At 37.3% G+C, this 20,374-nt stretch carries 17 protein-coding genes; 7 read left to right on the top strand and 10 right to left on the bottom strand.

Annotated features, from left to right (window positions below; all coding sequences use genetic code 11):
• Nucleotides 1-64: 64 nt before the first annotated feature.
• The 10 genes from noc to rpmH all read right to left on the bottom strand — a co-directional run bounded on the left by noc (nucleotide 65) and on the right by rpmH (nucleotide 9,831).
• A complete protein-coding gene (noc, locus tag F1560_RS17100; protein WP_149475863.1) occupies nucleotides 65-922 on the bottom strand; it encodes a nucleoid occlusion protein in 858 nt (285 codons plus the stop codon).
• Nucleotides 923-1,235: 313 nt separating this feature from the next.
• Entirely contained in the window at nucleotides 1,236-1,952 is a 717-nt protein-coding gene (rsmG, locus tag F1560_RS17095; RefSeq protein ID WP_149475862.1) for a 16S rRNA (guanine(527)-N(7))-methyltransferase RsmG, read from the bottom strand.
• Between the two features lie 76 nt (nucleotides 1,953-2,028).
• Nucleotides 2,029-3,915: a tRNA uridine-5-carboxymethylaminomethyl(34) synthesis enzyme MnmG gene (gene mnmG / locus F1560_RS17090; RefSeq protein ID WP_149475861.1), complete on the bottom strand. Its 1,887-nt coding sequence runs from the start codon at nucleotides 3,913-3,915 to the stop codon at nucleotides 2,029-2,031.
• A 322-nt stretch (nucleotides 3,916-4,237) separates the two neighbouring features.
• Entirely contained in the window at nucleotides 4,238-5,614 is a 1,377-nt protein-coding gene (gene mnmE / locus F1560_RS17085; RefSeq protein ID WP_149475860.1) for a tRNA uridine-5-carboxymethylaminomethyl(34) synthesis GTPase MnmE, read from the bottom strand.
• Nucleotides 5,615-5,885: 271 nt separating this feature from the next.
• Nucleotides 5,886-6,518 (bottom strand): hypothetical protein, encoded by a 633-nt coding sequence (locus F1560_RS17080; RefSeq protein WP_149475859.1) that lies wholly within the window; start codon nucleotides 6,516-6,518, stop codon nucleotides 5,886-5,888.
• A 29-nt stretch (nucleotides 6,519-6,547) separates the two neighbouring features.
• Nucleotides 6,548-7,417, bottom strand: a complete 870-nt coding sequence (locus F1560_RS17075) for a DUF7587 domain-containing protein (RefSeq protein ID WP_149475858.1) — start codon at nucleotides 7,415-7,417, stop codon at nucleotides 6,548-6,550.
• A gap of 327 nt (nucleotides 7,418-7,744) precedes the next feature.
• Complete coding sequence (gene jag, locus F1560_RS17070; protein ID WP_149475857.1) at nucleotides 7,745-8,359, bottom strand: RNA-binding cell elongation regulator Jag/EloR; 615 nt, start codon at nucleotides 8,357-8,359, stop codon at nucleotides 7,745-7,747.
• Between the two features lie 14 nt (nucleotides 8,360-8,373).
• Nucleotides 8,374-9,132 carry a membrane protein insertase YidC gene (gene yidC, locus F1560_RS17065; protein ID WP_149475856.1) on the bottom strand — a complete coding sequence of 253 codons (759 nt, stop codon included), beginning with the start codon at nucleotides 9,130-9,132 and terminating at the stop codon, nucleotides 8,374-8,376.
• Nucleotides 9,133-9,222: 90 nt separating this feature from the next.
• Nucleotides 9,223-9,564, bottom strand: a complete 342-nt coding sequence (rnpA, locus tag F1560_RS17060) for a ribonuclease P protein component (protein ID WP_149475855.1) — start codon at nucleotides 9,562-9,564, stop codon at nucleotides 9,223-9,225.
• Nucleotides 9,565-9,696: 132 nt separating this feature from the next.
• Nucleotides 9,697-9,831 (bottom strand): 50S ribosomal protein L34, encoded by a 135-nt coding sequence (gene rpmH / locus F1560_RS17055; RefSeq protein WP_149475854.1) that lies wholly within the window; start codon nucleotides 9,829-9,831, stop codon nucleotides 9,697-9,699.
• A 673-nt stretch (nucleotides 9,832-10,504) separates the two neighbouring features.
• Between rpmH and dnaA the strand changes: the two genes are divergently transcribed.
• From dnaA to gyrA, 7 genes are all read left to right on the top strand, one after another.
• Complete coding sequence (dnaA, locus tag F1560_RS17050) at nucleotides 10,505-11,848, top strand: chromosomal replication initiator protein DnaA (protein WP_149475853.1); 1,344 nt, start codon at nucleotides 10,505-10,507, stop codon at nucleotides 11,846-11,848.
• A gap of 210 nt (nucleotides 11,849-12,058) precedes the next feature.
• Complete coding sequence (gene dnaN, locus F1560_RS17045; RefSeq protein WP_149475852.1) at nucleotides 12,059-13,195, top strand: DNA polymerase III subunit beta; 1,137 nt, start codon at nucleotides 12,059-12,061, stop codon at nucleotides 13,193-13,195.
• A 460-nt stretch (nucleotides 13,196-13,655) separates the two neighbouring features.
• Nucleotides 13,656-13,871 carry a S4 domain-containing protein YaaA gene (gene yaaA / locus F1560_RS17040; protein WP_149475851.1) on the top strand — a complete coding sequence of 72 codons (216 nt, stop codon included), beginning with the start codon at nucleotides 13,656-13,658 and terminating at the stop codon, nucleotides 13,869-13,871.
• A 116-nt stretch (nucleotides 13,872-13,987) separates the two neighbouring features.
• Nucleotides 13,988-15,100, top strand: a complete 1,113-nt coding sequence (gene recF, locus F1560_RS17035; RefSeq protein ID WP_149475850.1) for a DNA replication/repair protein RecF — start codon at nucleotides 13,988-13,990, stop codon at nucleotides 15,098-15,100.
• A gap of 26 nt (nucleotides 15,101-15,126) precedes the next feature.
• Nucleotides 15,127-15,408, top strand: a complete 282-nt coding sequence (gene remB / locus F1560_RS17030; RefSeq protein ID WP_149475849.1) for an extracellular matrix regulator RemB — start codon at nucleotides 15,127-15,129, stop codon at nucleotides 15,406-15,408.
• A gap of 203 nt (nucleotides 15,409-15,611) precedes the next feature.
• Nucleotides 15,612-17,537 (top strand): DNA topoisomerase (ATP-hydrolyzing) subunit B, encoded by a 1,926-nt coding sequence (gene gyrB / locus F1560_RS17025; RefSeq protein WP_149475848.1) that lies wholly within the window; start codon nucleotides 15,612-15,614, stop codon nucleotides 17,535-17,537.
• A 250-nt stretch (nucleotides 17,538-17,787) separates the two neighbouring features.
• Nucleotides 17,788-20,313, top strand: a complete 2,526-nt coding sequence (gene gyrA, locus F1560_RS17020) for a DNA gyrase subunit A (RefSeq protein ID WP_149475847.1) — start codon at nucleotides 17,788-17,790, stop codon at nucleotides 20,311-20,313.
• Nucleotides 20,314-20,374: the final 61 nt, after the last annotated feature.

The raw sequence follows: 20,374 nt of genomic DNA, 5'->3' as shown, positions 1-20,374 counted from the left end.
CTGATTATGCAAAATACCCATCTTTTTGACAAAGATGGGCTAGGAATAAATAGTATAAGAAGTATTATTTCTTTTTAGGTATTTTAATTGTAATTTGATAGTAATCGTCCAACTCTTTTTCATCGGATTCCACTTCTACTCCGGTATCTGACACCATGTTTAAGGACTGACGAATAGTATTCATTGCTATACGGATATCCTTATTGATTCCTTTTAGTTTCGGACGTTTCTTTGGTTGCTCTTTCGGTTCATTCATTTTAGCAATTCGTTCTTCCGTTTGTTTCACATTCAAATCGTTATCAATAATGACCTGTAAAAGTAGCAACTGCTGTTCAGGTTCCTTGAGCTTAATTAACGCTCGTGCATGTCTTTCTGTTATTGTTTTATTTAATAATGCCATTTGTACTTCCTCTGGAAGCTTTAAAAGTCTCAGCTTATTTGCTATGGTCGATTGATTTTTACCTAAACGCTGCGCCAATGCCTCTTGTGTCAATGAATGTAGCTCTATCAGCTTCGCATATGCTAATGCTTCTTCAATAACCGTTAATTCTTCCCGTTGCAAGTTTTCAATTAGTGCAACAGAGGCTGTCTCTGCATCAGACATATCCCGAATGATGACAGATACCTTCTCCCAGCCAAGGGATTGAACGGCTCTCCACCTTCGCTCACCAGCAATCAGCTCGAAATTATCCTCATCTAGCTTTCTAACTACAATTGGCTGAATCATTCCATGGGTATGAATGGTTTGAGCCAATTCTTTTATCTTTTCTTCATTAAAAATGGTTCTTGGTTGAAAACGGTTCGGTTGAATTCGATCTACTGGAAGCTGAATCACTTCATCCGGATTGAACTCCTCCGTCTCCTCTAATTCAGGGTTTCCTTTATCCCCTAAACCAAATATCCGATTAAAAGGATGTACCACTTACCTGACACCACCTTCATAATTTAACAAAATAAAATCATTTTCTATCTATGTATAAAAATTGTTTCACGTGAAACAATTGAATGTCTAATCTAAAATAAGTATAGCATAAAAAGGATTCAATAAGAAAAAACGCGCCAGCATTCTGCTGCTGAGCGAAATATAATTACCTTATTATATTACATTTATTTTACCACATTTGTCCCCAAAAAAGTAATGAATCTTTCGTGAAAACGATTCGTTCGTTAAATATAAAATGAAATTCGTTTAGTAGATGTTATCTCTACTAAACGAATTTAGAAGTAAAATGCATTTATTCAATTGGTTCTTTGTTTGGAAGACCAGCTTTTCTAGGATATTTTTTTGGTGTCTTTCGTTTTTTACGAATCACAACAATGGATCGTTCACTTTCCTCTTGTGGTAATGCAAAGGTATGAACAGCTTCTACTTCTCCACCGAGTAGCTCAATTGCCTTCTCCCCAACTTGCAGCTCTTCCTTCGCTTGAGCACCTTTCATCGCAATGAAAGCTCCTGACTTTTTCACTAATGGTAAACATAACTCACTTAGTACAGACATTCTTGCAACTGCTCTTGCAGTTACGATATCAAAATATTCTCGAAATGAACTGTTCTTGCCGAAATTCTCCGCTCGATCATGGTAAAATGCTACGTTCGTTATATTTAACTCTGCTGCCAAATGATTTAAAAATCCAATTCGCTTTTGCAGGGAGTCAACGATCGTTACTTTTAAATGTGGAAAACAGATTTTTAGTGGAATACTAGGAAACCCAGCACCCGCTCCGACATCACAAATATGTAATTCTTTACTTAAATCATAGTGAAATGCAGCTGTAATACAGTCATAGAAATGTTTTAAATAGACTTCTTCTTTATCCGTAATCGCAGTTAAATTTATTTTTTCATTCCATTCTACTAATGTTCGAAAATAAATTGAAAATTGCTCGCACTGTTCATCATTTAATACAATTCCTTGTTCACGCAATGCAGCTACAAATTGTTCTGGATTCATTGATCAAATAGCTCCTTCTGTGTAATGGAAGAATAGCGACGTACATCATTCATACGTCGCTATCTCCTACATAAACTTAGTTTGCAATTCGTGCAATATTTCCCTGTTGAATATATACAAGCAAGATGGATATATCAGCGGGATTAACGCCAGAGATCCGAGACGCTTGACCTACAGATAGTGGACGAACTTTTTTCAGCTTTTCTACTGCTTCTGTTGCCAATCCATGAATAGCATCATAGTCAATATCATCTGGAATCTTCTTGTCTTCCATTTTCAGCATTCGCTCTACTTGCTCATTTGCTTTTTTAATATAGCCTTCATACTTCACTTGAATTGCTACCTGTTCACGCATTTCAGGACTCAATTCCGTATTCGCTTCTATCATTTGTTCAATATGATCATAGCTTAGCTCTGGACGCTTCAGCAAATCATAGGCTTTTACTGGTTCCTTTAATAGTGTAGCTCCAGCACTTTCCATAATCGCATTTACTGCTTCCGTTGGCTTAATTGTAAGTTTTTTAAGTCGTTTTTTCTCCAGTTCTACGAAACTTTTCTTCTGTTGGAAATTAGCGTAACGTTCTTCAGAGATTAACCCTAGCTCATACCCGATATCTGTCAAACGTAAATCAGCATTATCATGACGAAGCAATAAGCGATATTCCGCACGTGACGTTAATAAGCGATACGGCTCATTCGTACCTTTTGTAACTAAGTCATCAATAAGAACACCGATATATGCTTGAGAACGATCTAAAATAACTGGCTCTTTACCGAGTACTTTCGCTGCCGCGTTAATACCAGCCATAATCCCCTGCCCTGCAGCTTCTTCATAGCCAGATGTACCATTAATTTGTCCTGCCGTATACAATCCTGGAATTTTCTTTGTTTCCAATGTTGGCCAAAGCTGGGTAGGTACGACAGCATCGTATTCAATCGCATAGCCAGCACGCATAATGACGGCATTTTCAAGACCTGGTACTGTTTTTAACATCTCTTCCTGAACAGATTCAGGTAATGAAGTAGATAAACCTTGCACATAAACCTCTTCCGTATCTCTTCCTTCTGGTTCTAAGAAGATTTGATGACGCGGTTTATCATTAAAACGAACAATTTTATCCTCAATTGACGGGCAGTAACGTGCACCTGTTCCACGTTTTGCACCGGAATACATCGCGGAGAAACCTAAATTATCATTAATCACTTTGTGCGTGAATTCATTTGTATACGTTAACCAGCATGGAAGCTGATCGGTAATTTGCTCTGTTGTTTCATAGGAGAATGACTGTGGATTATCATCTCCAGGTTGAATTTCCGTTTTAGAATAATCAACCGTATGGCTACTTACACGTGGAGGTGTACCTGTTTTGAATCGTGTTAATTCAAAACCAAGTTCCTCTAAGTTCTCAGAAAGCTTCACGGAAACGCGTTGGTTGTTTGGACCACTTTCATATTCCAAATGACCCATCAATACTTTACCACGCATAAAGGTTCCTGTCGTAACAATGACAGATTCTGCAGTATACGTTGCCTTTGATTCCGTGACAACGCCCTTACATACACCATCCTCAACAATTAAAGAATCTACCATTCCTTGACGAACAGTCAAATTCTTTTCATTTTCAATAAGTCTTTTCATTTCGCGCATATAAATTGGCTTATCAGCTTGCGCACGTAATGCTTGCACAGCTGGGCCTTTTCCGGTATTTAACATCCGCATTTGGATGTAGCTTTTATCAATCACTTTCCCCATGATCCCACCTAGAGCATCAATTTCACGTACAACAATCCCTTTGGCAGGTCCACCAATTGATGGATTACATGGCATAAAAGCGATCATATCGATATTCAATGTTAGCATTAACGTTTTGGCACCCATTCTTGCTGCAGCAAAGCCAGCTTCGACTCCAGCATGACCAGCGCCAATAACGATAACATCATAATGACCAGCATTGTATGACATCACATTCATCCTTTCTTCATCGTTAACTTATTTTTAATTCTTTATACTTCCAATGCGTATTCAAAAAGGAGGATAAAAAGGACCAAGAAGTTCGAGACGGCGTAGCTTTGAGTAGCGGAACGTATGCAATTGATACGTGAGCAGACGTTCTTGCACGCAGGAAAAGTGCTTTTCTTTTCCAAGGAACGCAAAAGCAAGCCAACGAGCTTCCACAGGATGTGGTGACTTCGACGTTCGACACAGGACGTGTCGGTACTTAGTCGAAGGTCTCCTGTTCTCGACGTGTCATTTTTACCGGACTTTTTGAACAACCTCTTCCAATCTATTTTCCTAAACAGAACTGCGAGAATAACTGATCAATTAAACTGTCACTCGCAGTATCTCCAATAATTTCACCTAAAAACTCCCATGTTCTAGTAACATCAATTTGTACGATATCCATTGGCATCCCGAGGTCAATACCTTCCATCGCATCTTCTAAAGCAAGACTCGCCTGCTTTAATAATTGGATATGCCTTGCATTCGAAACATAGGTTAAATCACCTGTCTCAATTTCTCCTGCAAAAAATGTATCGGCAATAGCTTGTTCCAATTCGTCTATCCCTTCTTCTTCGATTAAAGAAGTCGTAACTAGCGGTCTATCTCCTACCAGCTCTTTTACACGATCCATATCCAGTTTCTGTTCCAGATCTGTTTTATTTATAATGACGATATATTCAAGTCCACTTACTGCTTCAAAGAGCTTGAAATCCTCATCTGTTAAGACATCATTATTATTTAGCACAAATAAAATCAAATCGGATTCCTTCAAGACCTGTCTGGAACGCTCGACACCAATTCGTTCCACAATATCTTCTGTTTCACGAATCCCAGCTGTATCAACCAATCGAAGCGGAACACCGCGTACATTGACATATTCCTCAATTATATCACGAGTTGTACCTGGAACGTCTGTAACAATTGCTTTATTTTCCTGTACAAGTGTATTCATTAATGACGATTTGCCGACATTTGGTCTACCAATAATTGCTGTAGCAAGACCTTCACGTAAAATCTTCCCTTGTTTAGCGACACTTAATAAGTCATCAATTTTTGCATGGACTTCCTTTGTTTTCGTACGCATCATTTCATGTGACATTTCTTCCACATCATCATACTCAGGATAGTCAATATTTACTTCTACATGTGCAACTGTCTCAATCAATTCCTGACGCAGCTTTCCGATCAAACCAGATAAACGACCATCCATCTGTTTTAATGCAACAGACATGGCGCGGTCTGTTTTTGCTCGAATCAAATCCATAACAGCCTCAGCCTGTGACAGGTCAATTCTTCCATTTAAAAATGCACGTTTTGTAAACTCACCAGGCTCTGCCAAACGTGCACCAATGCTTAAGATAAGTTCCAGCACTCGGTTCACAGCGACCATACCACCATGACAATTGATTTCGACAACATCTTCACGGGTAAATGTTTTCGGTGCGCGCATCACAGAAACCATTACTTCTTCAGCAATCTCATTTGTCTTTGGATCAACAAGCTTTCCATAATGAATCGTATGAGAATCTACCTCGTTTAAGTTTTTCCCTTTAAAAATCCGTGCTGTCATTGAAACTGCCTCAGGACCGCTCAATCTTACAATAGCTATTGCACCCTCACCAATCGGGGTCGATATCGCAGTAATTGTATCTGTCTCCATCACGATCACCTCCAACATTTTTTAAAAGCTTTATCTATATTAATGGACATTAATTTAAATTCACGTCACTAACAAAATAGAATAACATAATTCAGCTAAAAAATAAACTTATCCACAATTATTTTTTAAAGCAAGTTTGCATAAAAAGAGCGATAGATTATCCACATGTGAATAACCTATCGCTAAAATTCGATTTTTTTAAAGCTAAATTAGCTTATAAATAATAAATTTCTTCCAAAATGCAGTCTTCCATAAATAGTGCATCATTACATTACCCAGCTATCAATTCAAATACCCTTTCGTAGGCATCATAAATTTTATCTGCCTCTTCTTCTTGATGAAACTCCTCTTGATACGTATAAACAAACAAATCCATTTCATAAAAATTAATTAAAATAGTTATGAATGCTTTCGGTAGTGTCTCCCACGAATGAACCTCATCCATGATCGATTCTAACGCTTCATATATTTTTTCAAATTGTTGGTCGTCGAATCCCTTACCACTACGCAGTTTTTCAAAAAAATGCCCATCTTCATTTATATACGCAAACAACTTAGTAAAAAGTTGGTTTTTTTCAAGTTGTGCTTCCTCTATTCCTTCTAAGCACTCTTCGATTAATCGTTTTATGTTTTTGGCCGCCTTTAGAATGCGCTCTGATTCTTCACCGGAATAGTTTAGCGAAAAGTTGTATAGTTCACCATAAAGCTCAACCATAATTGTAGCTACTTCTTTTGGTATACTACTTACTTCTTTCCATTCCTTTTCAAATAAAGTAAGCATTTCGACTACCTTTTCATACGCTTTTTCGTTAAATCCATCTCCTGTTCGAAGGTCCACAAGTAAATTTAACTCTGATTGCTCCAAAACAGCTATGAGCTTATTTATTTCTATATTGTCTGCCACAATTTCACACTCCCCTAAAATAATCTATCTTACTCTTGTAATTCAGATGGCCGACCTAATAGCTTAATTGCTGCAGCTGGAATTTCATATTCCACTAATAATTCCCGTGATGCGTTAGCGTATCTTCTAACTTTCTCCCACGGTTCACCTTTCGAGTTTACAAGATACTTTTCCTGTATTTTTGGATTTGTTAAATCATAATACGTATTTGTTACCTTACTTAAATCAATTTTTACGATACGAAGATCATGGGTGCTGCCTTTATCCATAATATTCGATGTCGCGTTTTTCAACGCTACCTCTAAACTTTTCGTTGTTGAAATATACTTTGATCCTTTGAAATTTTTCTTCCCACCATTATTAACATGCCCAGCAATTGTAATATGCTCACGTTCAGGAGCTTTTGCAAAGATTCCTTTCGTCGGATCCTCGTCTTCTCGTAAAACTCGATAAACACTATTACCAGTTGTATCTTCACTAATATCAATTTCGTCTATCGTATCTTTTGCTTGATCCAGCGTATCATTGACGTCGTCTATTTCATCCGTCGAATCATCGTTTCCAGTAAACAGACCGATTGCATTGTCTACTGTTGTAATTAATTCACTTATATAACTAACAATGGCACCAAATACTTCTTTAATACTCTCTAAGGCTGTATCGATGTTTTCCCCTACATCATCAAACCATTCCGTAACGCTGTCCCAAAAAGTCTCCTCAATATCTGTGCCGGTCGTTGTGACAGTACTTGCTATGTAGGTAGTCTCTACATTTTCACCGGAATAAATAGGAAAACTAAGTTCTCCAGCTTTTATCGAGGTAGGCTGGAAAAATGGAAAGAAACATATGGATATAAACATAAGAAGGGCAATGATCCCCGACAAATGATACTTTTTCACTTTTGTTACCTCCTTAAAATTATCCCTTTGCCTATACAATAAGGAAATAGCTACTTTTACTTGCTCGTACATTCAATCTGCTTTTTAAGCATGGAAAAGTTGTTTACGATTACTCACTTAGAATATTGAATTTTCAGATTTTAGTTGTTGATATCTACTTCATAATAATTTCCAAATGCTGATGATCAAGAGATTTATGTTTTCTACATACTAAAAATACCACAGTGACCGACACTGTGGTATAGCCAAAAAGAGCTAGTTTTTAGGTAGTTATATTTATGCAGAAAACCCCCTAGAGAGACTCCCTAGGGGGTTTTTCAACTATTGTTATGGCTTAATGACGATATGCCGATGTGGTTCGACTCCATCCGAATAGGTGGATACATCATTTTTTCCTTGTAATGCACTATGAATGATCTTCCGTTCAAATGCCGGCATTGGCTCAAGTGCTACTTTTTTATTGATACGCTTCGCTTTATCCGCCATTTTATGCGCCAAGGATTCAAGCGTTTCTTTTCTTCTACCACGATATCCTTCTGCGTCTAATACGACAGTGTAATACGCCTTTTTATCCTTATTAATTGCTAGGTGCAATAAATATTGTAATGCGTTTAAGGTTTGTCCACGCTTCCCGATTAAAATTGCGATGTTTTCACCATCGATTTCATAGGTCACCTGGTTCCCCTCTACAGTGGTCTTCACTTCAACAGAAAGATTCATATTTCTTGTTATTTCTTTAATTAATTTCTCTACTTCTTTTATTGGGTTTTTAACAAGCGTTACTTTAACAACGGCACGTTTTGATCCAAATATGCCAAGTACACCCTTTTTCCCTTCGTCGATTACATCAATCTCTACTTGGTCCTTCGTGGTGTTTAACTGCTCTAATGCTGATTGGACCGCTCCTTCAACTGTTTGTCCACTAGCAGTTATTTCTCTCACTATTTTCTCCTCCATTACTTATTCGTCATCATCGGTTTGTTAATGAGAAGTGTTTGAACAACCATAAAGATGTTACCTGTTACCCAGTACAATGCTAACGCTGCTGGGAAGAAAAATGCCATAACACCAATCATAATTGGCATTACATAAAGCATAACCTGCATTTGCATTGCCATCTGCGGATTACCTTTCATCGATGTATTTGTCGACATCATCAGTTTTTGCTGTAAGAATGTAAATGCTGCAGTTAATATTGGCAAAATATAATCTGGTGAACCGAGTTCAAACCATAGGAAGTTATGGGTACTAACCTCGGAAGTACGCATAATCGCATGATACATTGCAATCAGGATTGGCATTTGTACAAAAATCGGCAAACATCCAGCAAGTGGGTTTACACCGTTTTTCTGGAATAATTCCATCGTTTCCTTCTGTAACTTCTGCTGTGTATTCGCATCTTTTGAGCTATATTTCTTTTGTAATTCTTGAAGCTTCGGCTGAATTTCTTGCATTGATTTTGAGCTTTTTAATTGTTTAATACTCAAAGGCAAAATCAATAAACGGATAAATACAGTTACGATAACAATCGATAATCCGTAACCTTCATTAAAGATTTCAGCTATTTTAATAATTACCCATGATAATGGGTAAACGAAAATCGTATTCCAAATTCCTTCACTTTCGGCCGTAACCGGTTCATTAATCTCCGTACAACCAGAAAGTATTGCTAGTAAACCTACGAAGGTTATCAGCAATAAAATCTTTTTACGCAATTTATTTCCTCCTTCATATGACCCTCATCACGCTCTACCTGTTATTTTATCCTAATTACATATAAGATTCTATCTTAAAATAATTTTTTCCTATTTATTTAAAAGCTTTTCCTTATAGAGTAAATGCGTCAAGCTTTTTTTAATTTCCTCATACCCCATATCCTTGGTTGGGTTTCTAGCTATAATAACGATATCATAATGGTCTTGGATGGTATCCCCGAGATCCTGGAAGGCTTGTCTTAAGAAACGTTTAATTCTATTTCGTGTCACAGCATTCCCAATTTTTTTTCCAACAGAAAGACCAATGCGAAAATGCTCCTGATCTATCTTCTTTACATAATAGATAACAAGCTGTCTGTTAGCAAAGGATTTTCCATTTTTAAATATGGACTGAAATTCTTCATTTTTTTTTATACGAAACGCTTTCTTCATCATTATCACCTTTATTTATACTCAAACACATCGCTTGCAATAAATTATGTATAAAAAAAGCAGTATGAACCACTGCTTTTCTTCTCATTCTTCCGCTAAAAAGCAGAAAAAGACCACTGACTTTTCAGTGGCCTATGCAGATAATACTTTTCTTCCTTTACGACGACGACGAGCTAAAATATTACGTCCATTTTTAGTACTCATACGCGTACGAAAGCCATGTACTTTTTTGCGTTTACGATTATTTGGTTGAAACGTTCTTTTCATTTATCTTGCACCTCCCCAAGGGATCCCTTTTTAATATCTAAATTTTAATAATAACTAATCCAATAGACAGTCCTTGATATTATACGAAACACATGCCTCATCTGTCAACTTAGATTTAAAAATTCTTTATCCACAGAGCCCGTTTATAATTATTTTGGTACTTTTTTATATCCACAACATCTATTTACAAGTTAAGCACAAAATATGGTAGTGTGGATAGTTATTATGCACAAGGTCTAGAATATGTGGATAACTACCCGAAAACCATTGCTTTATTCACTTTTATTTGATATCATATTTATGTTTTAACCTGTGGAAATCGAAAACAGCAATAATACTTATTCACAATCTGTGGATAATATGTGGATAGTTGTTCACAGTACACCGTATAACGTTATCCACAGAATCGGGGATAACGTTTATAAGTTTCTTTCTTCTTTATTTATCCTATGATTGACTATCCACAAGTAACTTTATATAAAACTTGGCAAAAAGAAGGTTTTCTAATTCGCTTTCTGCCAAAATAGATTCCATATACTTAAATAATTTCTATTCGTATATGTCAAAATATGTTTTACAAGCATATATATGATATGCCTTTCCATCTTATTCAAGATTGAGAGAGGCTTTTTCTGTCATGTGTAAACCAATTTGGAAAGGAGTGAGATTGATTTTGGAAAACATCGAAGAATTATGGGTTGCTACGCTAGAAAAAATTGAAGAAAAAATTAGCAAACCCAGCTTTGATACGTGGCTAAAAAATACAAAGGCTGAAGCTATCGAAAAAAGTACATTAATTATATCTGCACCAAATGAATTTGCTAGAGATTGGCTAGAAACACAGTATACAGAACTTATATCCGATATCCTTGGTGAAGTCACTGGTACAAAATTAAATACAAAATTTATTATTCCTACTTCTAATGCGGAAGTAGAAGACACCAAACAAGTGACAAACCAAAAAAACAATTCGCATACAAATGATATGCCAAAATCCATGTTAAATTCGAAATATACGTTTGATACATTCGTAATCGGTGCTGGAAATCGCTTCGCTCATGCTGCATCTTTAGCCGTAGCAGAGGCACCTGCCAAAGCATATAACCCGCTCTTTATTTATGGTGGTGTTGGGCTTGGTAAGACGCACCTTATGCACGCGATTGGACACTATGTTCGTGAGCATAATCCGAAAGCAAAAGTTGTCTATTTAACATCTGAAAAATTTACAAATGAATTTATCAATGCCATTATGGACAACAAATCCAATAGCTTCCGCAATAAATATCGAAATATCGATGTTCTATTAATTGATGATATTCAATTTATTGCTGGAAAAGAATCGACACAAGAAGAATTTTTCCATACGTTTAATGCGCTGCATGAAGAAAGTAAACAAATTATTATCTCAAGTGACCGTCCACCAAAAGAAATCCCAACATTGGAGGATCGCTTACGGTCACGCTTTGAATGGGGATTAATTACCGATATTACGCCACCAGATTTAGAAACGAGAATTGCAATTTTAACGAAAAAGGCAAAGGCTGAAGGGCTTGATATTCCAAACGAGGTCATGCTTTACATTGCGAATCAAATCAATACAAATATCCGCGAATTAGAAGGAGCGCTTATCCGCGTTGTTGCTTACTCCTCACTCGTTAATCAAGATATTGATGCCTCTCTTGCAGCAGATGCATTAAAGGATATTATTCCAAGCAGCAAGCCTAAAGTAATAACCATTCAAGGCATTCAGGAAATTGTAGCAGAACGCTATAATATTCGTCTCGAAGATTTTGCAGCAAAGAAACGTACGAAATCCATTGCCTTCCCTAGACAAATTGCAATGTATCTTTCCAGAGAACTTACCGATTTCTCTTTACCGAAGATAGGAGAAGAATTTGGGGGGCGTGATCATACCACCGTCATTCATGCACACGAGAAAATCTCGAAACTACTCGAAGAAGATTCCGATTTAAATCGTGATATCGAGGATATAAAAGAAACATTAAAAACAATTTAATAGCCTTTTTAATGTTTTTGACTAGCTGTCCACATGTGGATACTGTTTATAAGTGTGCAAACATATGAACAAGTTGTACACATGTGGAAAACCATATTGTTTTAAGGGGAAATCCACTTATCCACATAATCACAGCGCCTATTACTGTTATTACTGTTTTTTATAAATAAAATATATATATAAGAACTTCCAAATTAGGAGGATATTTTCATGAAATTTATTATCAAACGTGATCGATTAATTGCAGGTATACAAGATGTTATGAAAGCAATCTCATCGAGAACCGTTATTCCAATTCTTACTGGAATGAAAATTGAAGCAAAACAACACGGAATTACACTAACAGGAAGTGATTCCGATATTTCCATTGAATCTTATATTCCTGCTGAGGAAGATGATATGGTCTATGTAGAACAAATTGAGGAAGGATCCATTGTTTTACAAGCAAAATATTTTCCAGATATTATTCGTAAATTACCAGAGAATACAGTGGAAATTGAAGTTGATTCGAATCTGAAAGTAACCATTCGCTCTGGAAAAGCTGAATTTAACTTAAATGCTCAAGATGCGGAAGAATATCCACATTTACCTAAATTACAAACAGATGATAGCTTTGAAATGCCAATTGATCTGTTGAAAAGCATGATTAAGCAAACCGTTTTCGCAGTATCCACAATGGAAACTCGACCAATTTTGACAGGGGTTAATTTAAAATTAGTTGACAAAATTCTAGCTTTTACTGCAACAGACAGTCACCGTTTAGCAAAAAGGGAAATTCCAGTAGCCGATGCGAACATCGAATTTCAACAAATAGTTGTACCAGGGAAAAGCTTAAATGAATTATATAAAATTCTAGATGACACAGAAGAAACGGTTGAAATTAGTGTGACGAACAACCAAATTCTTTTCCGGACCAAGCATTTAAATTTCCTATCTCGCTTACTTGATGGAAATTATCCAGAAACATCTCGACTAATTCCAGAACAAAGTAAAACGAAAATACAAGTCAAAACAAAAGAATTACTCAATACAATTGACCGTGCCTCTCTTCTTGCAAAAGAAGAACGTAATAATGTCGTTCGACTGTTTACACCGAATGATTCAATCATAGAAATTTCTAGTAATTCACCTGAAGTTGGTAATGTTGTAGAGGAAATTGGAATCCAAGCAATGGAAGGTGAAGAGTTGAAAATATCATTCAGCTCGAAATATATGATTGATGCGTTAAAAGCAATTGAATACGATGAAGTAATCATTGAATTCACAGGTGCCATGCGACCATTTGTCATTCATCCACTGAACGAAGATTCGATATTACAATTAATTTTACCGGTTCGAACGTTTTAAAAAGAAACACATATCGTCTAACCAACGAAGAAAAGCTCTTATTAGGGCTTTTTTTCGTTAATAAGCAAAATATAAGCCCTTTTACGCGTTTTTATTACATTTGGAGGTCATACCTTTCCTTTCATCCAAAACTTTAGTAAAATAGGTATATAAGGCAAATAAAAGGATGTTTACAGATGTGGAATCGAAATTTAATTTATTTCTTTTTTAACATCGTATTTTTATCAAGCATTAACGGGCTGTCATATCCCCACCTCTAAGTCTGAGGAAATCAAAAAACGTGAAGGTTGGTAATAAACAGCCCGTAAATTCCTGATTCTGCACAAGGGCCTGCGGGTCTCCCTTGTGGTGCTAACATTCCATGGGGCAGAAGGGAACCCCCACGGAATAAAGTTTCGCTTTACCACATCATCTATAAAGATGTGCTTGTTAAAAAAATAAGAAAAATTTGGTGATGAACATGCATGAACAAATTAAAATAAATACAGAATACATTACTTTAGGCCAATTTATTAAGTTGATTAATATTTTGGAATCCGGTGGAATGGTTAAAGCTTTTTTAGCGGATGTAGGTGTATTGGTAAATGGAGAAATGGAACATCGACGTGGGAGAAAACTTTATCCAAAGGATGTAGTCGAAATTAAAGATGTTGGATCCTTTATGGTCGTTAACTGATTGCAACCAACACGCTTCCTGACGAGGTTGATTAGAATGGAATTTTATTGGTCATTCATGCACGTGACATGTGAAATTTTTACCAATGAAATAAAGGAAAAAGAGGATTAATTTGCATGCACATTGAACAGCTTCAATTAACAAATTACCGTAATTATGAAAAATTGGATATTTCTTTTGATGATAAGGTAAATGTCATTATTGGTGAAAATGCGCAAGGAAAAACGAACCTGATGGAAGCAATCTATTTATTGGCATTTACCAAATCACACCGAACCCCACGTGAGAAAGAGCTTATCGGGTGGGATAAAGAATATGCTAAAATAGAAGGTAGAATAACGAAACGTAATCATTCCATTCCCCTTGAAATCATTATTTCTTCCAAAGGAAAAAAAGCTAAATTAAATCGGCTCGAGCAAAAACGCTTAAGTGATTACATAGGGGCAATGAATGTTGTGATGTTTGCCCCAGAGGATTTAACGCTTGTTAAGGGGCCGCCCCAAACGCGCAGACGTTTCATTGATATGGAGCTCGGCCAAATTCAGCCGAGATACATTTATCATTTAGGACAGTATCAAAAAATACTGAAACAGCGCAATCATTTATTAAAACAAATGCAGAGAAACCGTACTACTGATTTTACAATGCTAGAGGTATTATCCGAGCAAATGATTGAACATGCCTCCACATTATTAGAAAGACGGTTTGTTTTCATGGATTTGTTACGCAAATGGGCAAAGCCAATTCATCATGGAATTAGCAGAGAGCTTGAAAACCTTGAAATCCGCTATAGTGCTACAATAGAAGTATCAGAAGACGCAGATATGGAAAAAATAGGTACTATCTATCGTGACAAATTTAAAGAGGTACAGGAAAAAGAGGTAGAACGCGGTACAACGTTAATTGGACCGCATCGAGATGACTTGATTTTTTATGTGAATGGAAAGGATGTTCAGACCTATGGTTCCCAGGGGCAGCAACGGACAACTGCACTATCCATTAAACTAGCTGAAATTGAACTCATTTACGGAGAAATCGGAGAGTATCCAATCCTGCTTTTGGATGATGTATTAAGTGAACTGGACGATTTTAGACAATCCCATTTGTTAAATACCATTCAAGGGCGTGTTCAGACCTTTGTTTCAACAACAAGTGTGGATGGAATTCATCATGATACATTAAAACAAGCAGAGCTGTTTCGTGTAATAGACGGAAGTGTGGACAACTAATCTGAATGTAGAAGTGGAGTGGTACCGTGTTTATTCATATTGGGGACAGCAACGTGATTCAATCGGAGGATATCGTTGCTATTATTGATTACAATTTGGTGTCATCCTCCACGATTATGGATGAGATGATGGCTACAGCACATCAAAAGAAACAGATAATTGGCCCGAAAAAAAATGCTAAATCAGTCATGATTACGAAGAATACAATTTATTACAGTTCATTATCGGTTACTACGTTAAAGAAAAGATCGAGCATGATTCGGGCAATAAATAAATTAGACGATTATTCGGATGAGATCGTTCCATAAGCACAAAAGCGGGAGTCTCCGTGAGCGTGACTAATCTTCTGGTAAAGCAAGTATCGCTAGACGCTGCTCCGGTATCAAATTATCCGCAGCATTCAAATTGAATAGTTTCCTAAGTAACAACCAACAGTGTACCTAAATTCACTGCTAATTATAGATGATTTTTACCGTATTACGCGTAGTTCAATAGAAATGAGTGTGAGAAAATGTCAATGGAAGACAAAATAACAGAAAACCAAGCATATGATGCTGACCAAATACAGGTGCTAGAAGGTTTAGAGGCCGTACGTAAACGACCTGGAATGTACATCGGATCTACGAGTGAGAAAGGTTTGCACCATCTTGTATGGGAGATTGTTGATAATAGTATTGATGAAGCACTAGCTGGATATTGTGATCATATTCAGGTCATCGTTGAAAAGGATAATAGTATTACTGTAAAAGATAACGGGCGTGGAATTCCAGTTGCTATTCAGAAAAAAACAGGAAGACCAGCATTAGAAGTTATTATGACAGTTTTACATGCCGGTGGTAAATTTGGTGGCGGAGGCTATAAAGTTTCCGGTGGATTACATGGTGTAGGTGCTTCTGTTGTGAACGCTCTATCTAAAGGTTTAGAGGTACATGTTCATCGTGATAATAAAATCCACTTTTTAGGCTTTGAAAAAGGTGTTCCAATTGGGGAAATTGAAGTAGTTGGCGAAACCGATATTACTGGTACAGTTACGCACTTTACACCAGACCCAGAAATTTTCACTGAAACGACTGAATATAACATGGAAACATTAGAACAACGTCTCCGTGAATTGGCATTTTTAAATAAAGGTTTAACGATAACGGTTGAAGACAAGCGAACAGATAGTGAGCCGAAATCTTATTTCTACGAAGGTGGAATAAGCTCTTACGTTGAATTTATTAATAAAAATAAAGAGGTACTTCACGAACCCTTCTATGCAGAAGGAGAAGAAGAAGGAATTGCTATCGAGGTTTCCATTCAATACAACGATGGGTTTGCGAGCAGTTTATATTCCTTTGCGAATAATATTCATACGTATGAAGGTGGGACGCATGAAGTTGGGTTCCGTAGTGGTTTGACCCGTGTGATTAATGATTATGCAAGGAAAAGTAATCTCATCAAGGAAAATGACACAAACCTTTCTGGAGATGATGTCCGTGAAGGGATGACAGCAATTGTTTCTGTGAAACATCCAGACCCTCAATTTGAAGGGCAGACGAAGACAAAGCTAGGAAATAGTGAAGTACGTGCTATTACAGATTCTTTATTCAGTGAGTCATTCTCAAAATTCTTATATGAAAACCCGACAATTGCCAAGATAATCGTCGATAAGGGATTAATGGCTTCACGTGCACGTTTAGCCGCAAAAAAGGCACGTGAATTAACACGAAGAAAAGGTGCTTTGGACGTTTCTAGTTTACCTGGAAAACTAGCAGATTGTTCGTCTAGGGATGCATCAATCAGTGAGCTCTATATCGTTGAGGGAGATTCTGCCGGTGGTTCAGCAAAATCCGGTAGGGATCGTCATTTTCAAGCTATTCTTCCATTACGTGGTAAGATTTTGAATGTCGAGAAAGCTCGACTTGACCGTATTTTATCCAATAATGAAGTACGTGCCATGATTACTGCCCTTGGTACTGGTATCTCCGAAGATTTCGATATTACGAAAGCAAGGTACCATAAAGTAGTCATTATGACAGATGCAGATGTTGACGGTGCACATATACGAACATTATTATTAACGTTTTTCTATCGTTATATGCGTCCATTAATTGAACATGGATATATTTATATTGCACAGCCTCCACTTTATCAGGTAAAGCAAGGGAAAGCACTATACTATGCTTACGATGAGAGAGAATTAGATCGCATTTTACAAGAAATACCGAAAGCACCAAAACCAGGTATTCAGCGGTATAAAGGTCTTGGTGAGATGAATGCAGAGCAATTATGGGATACAACAATGGATCCAGAAAATCGTACACTGCTGCAAGTTGAATTATCTGATGCAATTGACGCAGACCAAGTTTTCGACATGCTTATGGGAGACAAAGTCGAACCAAGAAGAGTCTTTATCGAAGAAAACGCCCAATACGTTAAAAACTTGGATATTTAGAGAAAAAATTGAAGCAAGCTAGCCCATGCGCAGATAGACATGAAAAGCGAAGGCGACTGTTTAGAAACGGAGGCATAAGTAAGGCACCGAAAAGCACATGTTTTTTGTGCTTGAAGTGTGAATTGCTTATGACCGGAGTTTCTAGGAGCCATAGCTAGACATGAAAAGCGAAGGCGATGAATAGATAAAGTAGAGCAATTTTCGAAGGTGATCACTATTTGGTTAAATAGTGATAGGAGGTAAAGAAGGAATGGCAGAGGAAAAGCGTCCAAACGTACAAGAAATAAATATTAGTAAGGAAATGCGTACATCTTTTCTTGACTATGCAATGAGTGTAATTGTATCACGTGCATTACCAGATGTACGGGATGGAATGAAGCCGGTGCACAGGCGGATTTTGTATGCGATGAATGACTTAGGAATGCATTCTGATAAAGCGCATAAGAAATCAGCACGTATTGTTGGTGAAGTTATCGGTAAGTATCATCCTCACGGAGACTCAGCAGTTTATGAAACAATGGTTCGGATGGCACAGGATTTCAGCTATCGTTACATGCTTGTAGATGGTCATGGAAACTTTGGATCCGTCGATGGAGATTCTGCAGCAGCAATGCGTTATACCGAAGCGAGAATGTCAAAAATCTCGATGGAGTTATTGCGTGATATCAATAAAGATACAATCGATTATCAGGATAACTATGATGGATCTGAACGGGAGCCTGTTGTATTCCCAGCTCGTTTCCCTAGTCTGATTGTCAATGGAACCTCAGGGATTGCGGTCGGAATGGCAACCAATATTCCACCACATAATTTGGGAGAAACGATTGATGCTGTACTAGCAGTGAGTAAAAATCCAGAAATTACGGTAGACGAATTGATGGAAGATTATATCCATGGTCCTGATTTTCCTACTGCAGGTCTAATACTTGGCCGAAGTGGGATTCGCAGAGCCTATGAAACTGGAAAAGGTTCGGTTACAATTCGTGCGAAAGTGAATATCGAAGAAAAGTCAAACGGAAAAGAAACAATCATTGTAACGGAATTACCTTATCAGGTTAATAAAGCAAGACTGATCGAGAAAATTGCAGAACTCGTTCGTGATAAGCGAGTTGAAGGAATTACGGATTTGCGCGATGAATCTGATCGTAATGGGATGCGTGTTGTCATGGAACTGCGTCGTGATGCGAACGCCAATGTTGTCTTAAACAACTTGTATAAACATACGTCACTACAGACAACATTTGGAATTAATATGCTTGCATTAGTAGACGGCCAACCGAAAGTATTAACCATTAAACAATGTTTAGAACATTATTTAGAGCATCAAAAGGTAATTATAAAACGTCGTACTGCTTTTGAATTAAGAAAAGCAGAAGCACGTGCACATATTTTAGAAGGATTACGTATCGCTTTAGACCATTTAGACGAAGTGATTTCCTTAATCCGAAACTCGAAAACAGCAGAAATTGCAAGAGTTGGTCTAATGGAACGTTTCAAGCTATCCGAAAAGCAAGCTCAAGCTATTCTTGATATGCGTTTGCAACGTTTAACAGGTTTAGAGCGTGAGAAAATTGAAGAAGAATACAAGGAATTGCAAAAACTGATTGCTGAGTTAAAAGCAATTTTAGCGGATGAAGAAAGAGTACTTGAAATTATTCGCGAAGAGCTTACTGAAATTAAGGAACGTTTTAATGACGATCGTCGTACAGAGATTGTTGCTGGTGGAGCTGGTTTCTTTGAGGATGAAGACTTAATTCCAGTTGAGAATATCGTTATCACGCTCACACATCAAGGGTATATCAAACGTTTACCTGCATCCACCTACCGTACACAGAGACGTGGTGGCCGTGGAATCCAAGGAATGGGAACAAATGAGGATGACTTTGTAGAACATCTTGTATCGACATCGACTCATGATACGGTACTTTTCTTTACGAATAAAGGAAAAGTATATCGAGCAAAAGGTTATGAGATTCCTGAGTTTAATCGGACAGCAAAAGGAATTCCAATTATCAACCTACTTCAGGTTGAAAAAGGAGAATGGGTTAATGCCGTTATTTCTGTAAGTAGTTATGAAGAGGATGCATTCCTATTCTTTACGACAAAATACGGGATTGCCAAGCGTACTTCTCTGGCTAAATTTGCGAATATCCGTAAAGGAGGGTTAATTGCAGTTGGACTACGTGAGGAAGATGAGCTAATCTCCGTTCGATTAACCGATGGCAATAAAGATATGATGATTGCAACGAAAAATGGTTATCTCATCCGATTCGAAGAGACACAAATTCGAGAAATGGGACGAACTGCAGCAGGTGTTAAAGGTATTTCATTACGAGGTGATGATGAAGTCGTATCCATGGAGATTATTGAACCTGATTCAAAAATTCTCCATGTTACAAGTAAAGGGTTTGGTAAACAAACACCAGAAGCGGAATATCGTCAAATTAACCGCGGAGGTAAAGGTGTTTTCACATGTAAGCTCGATGAGAAGACTGGCCATGTTGTAGCTGTAAAAGACGTGACTGGTGAAGAGGATCTCATGTTGATTACCATAGCTGGTGTATTGATTCGAATTCCAGTAGCAGAGATTTCAACAACTGGACGTAGTACAAAAGGTGTCCACTTGATTCGTTTACAGGATGGAGAAGAAGTAGCAACCGTTGCAAAGGTAGATCAGGAAGAAGAGGAAACAACTGAAGAAACTGAAGAAGTAGAAGCTGTACAAGACACAGCTCCAGAAAAAGAGAATACAGAGACAGATACGAACGAAGAATAATTTGGTAACTTGTCCATAGATGACTCAGAAAGAAATACTTTTCCTGAGTCATCTTCTTTTC

It is taken from the genome of Oceanobacillus polygoni (genome assembly GCF_008304605.1).
GTDB lineage: Bacteria > Bacillota > Bacilli > Bacillales > Amphibacillaceae > Oceanobacillus > Oceanobacillus polygoni.
Note: the sequence above shows the minus strand (reverse complement) of the source record. Positions and strands in the feature narration are given on the sequence as shown.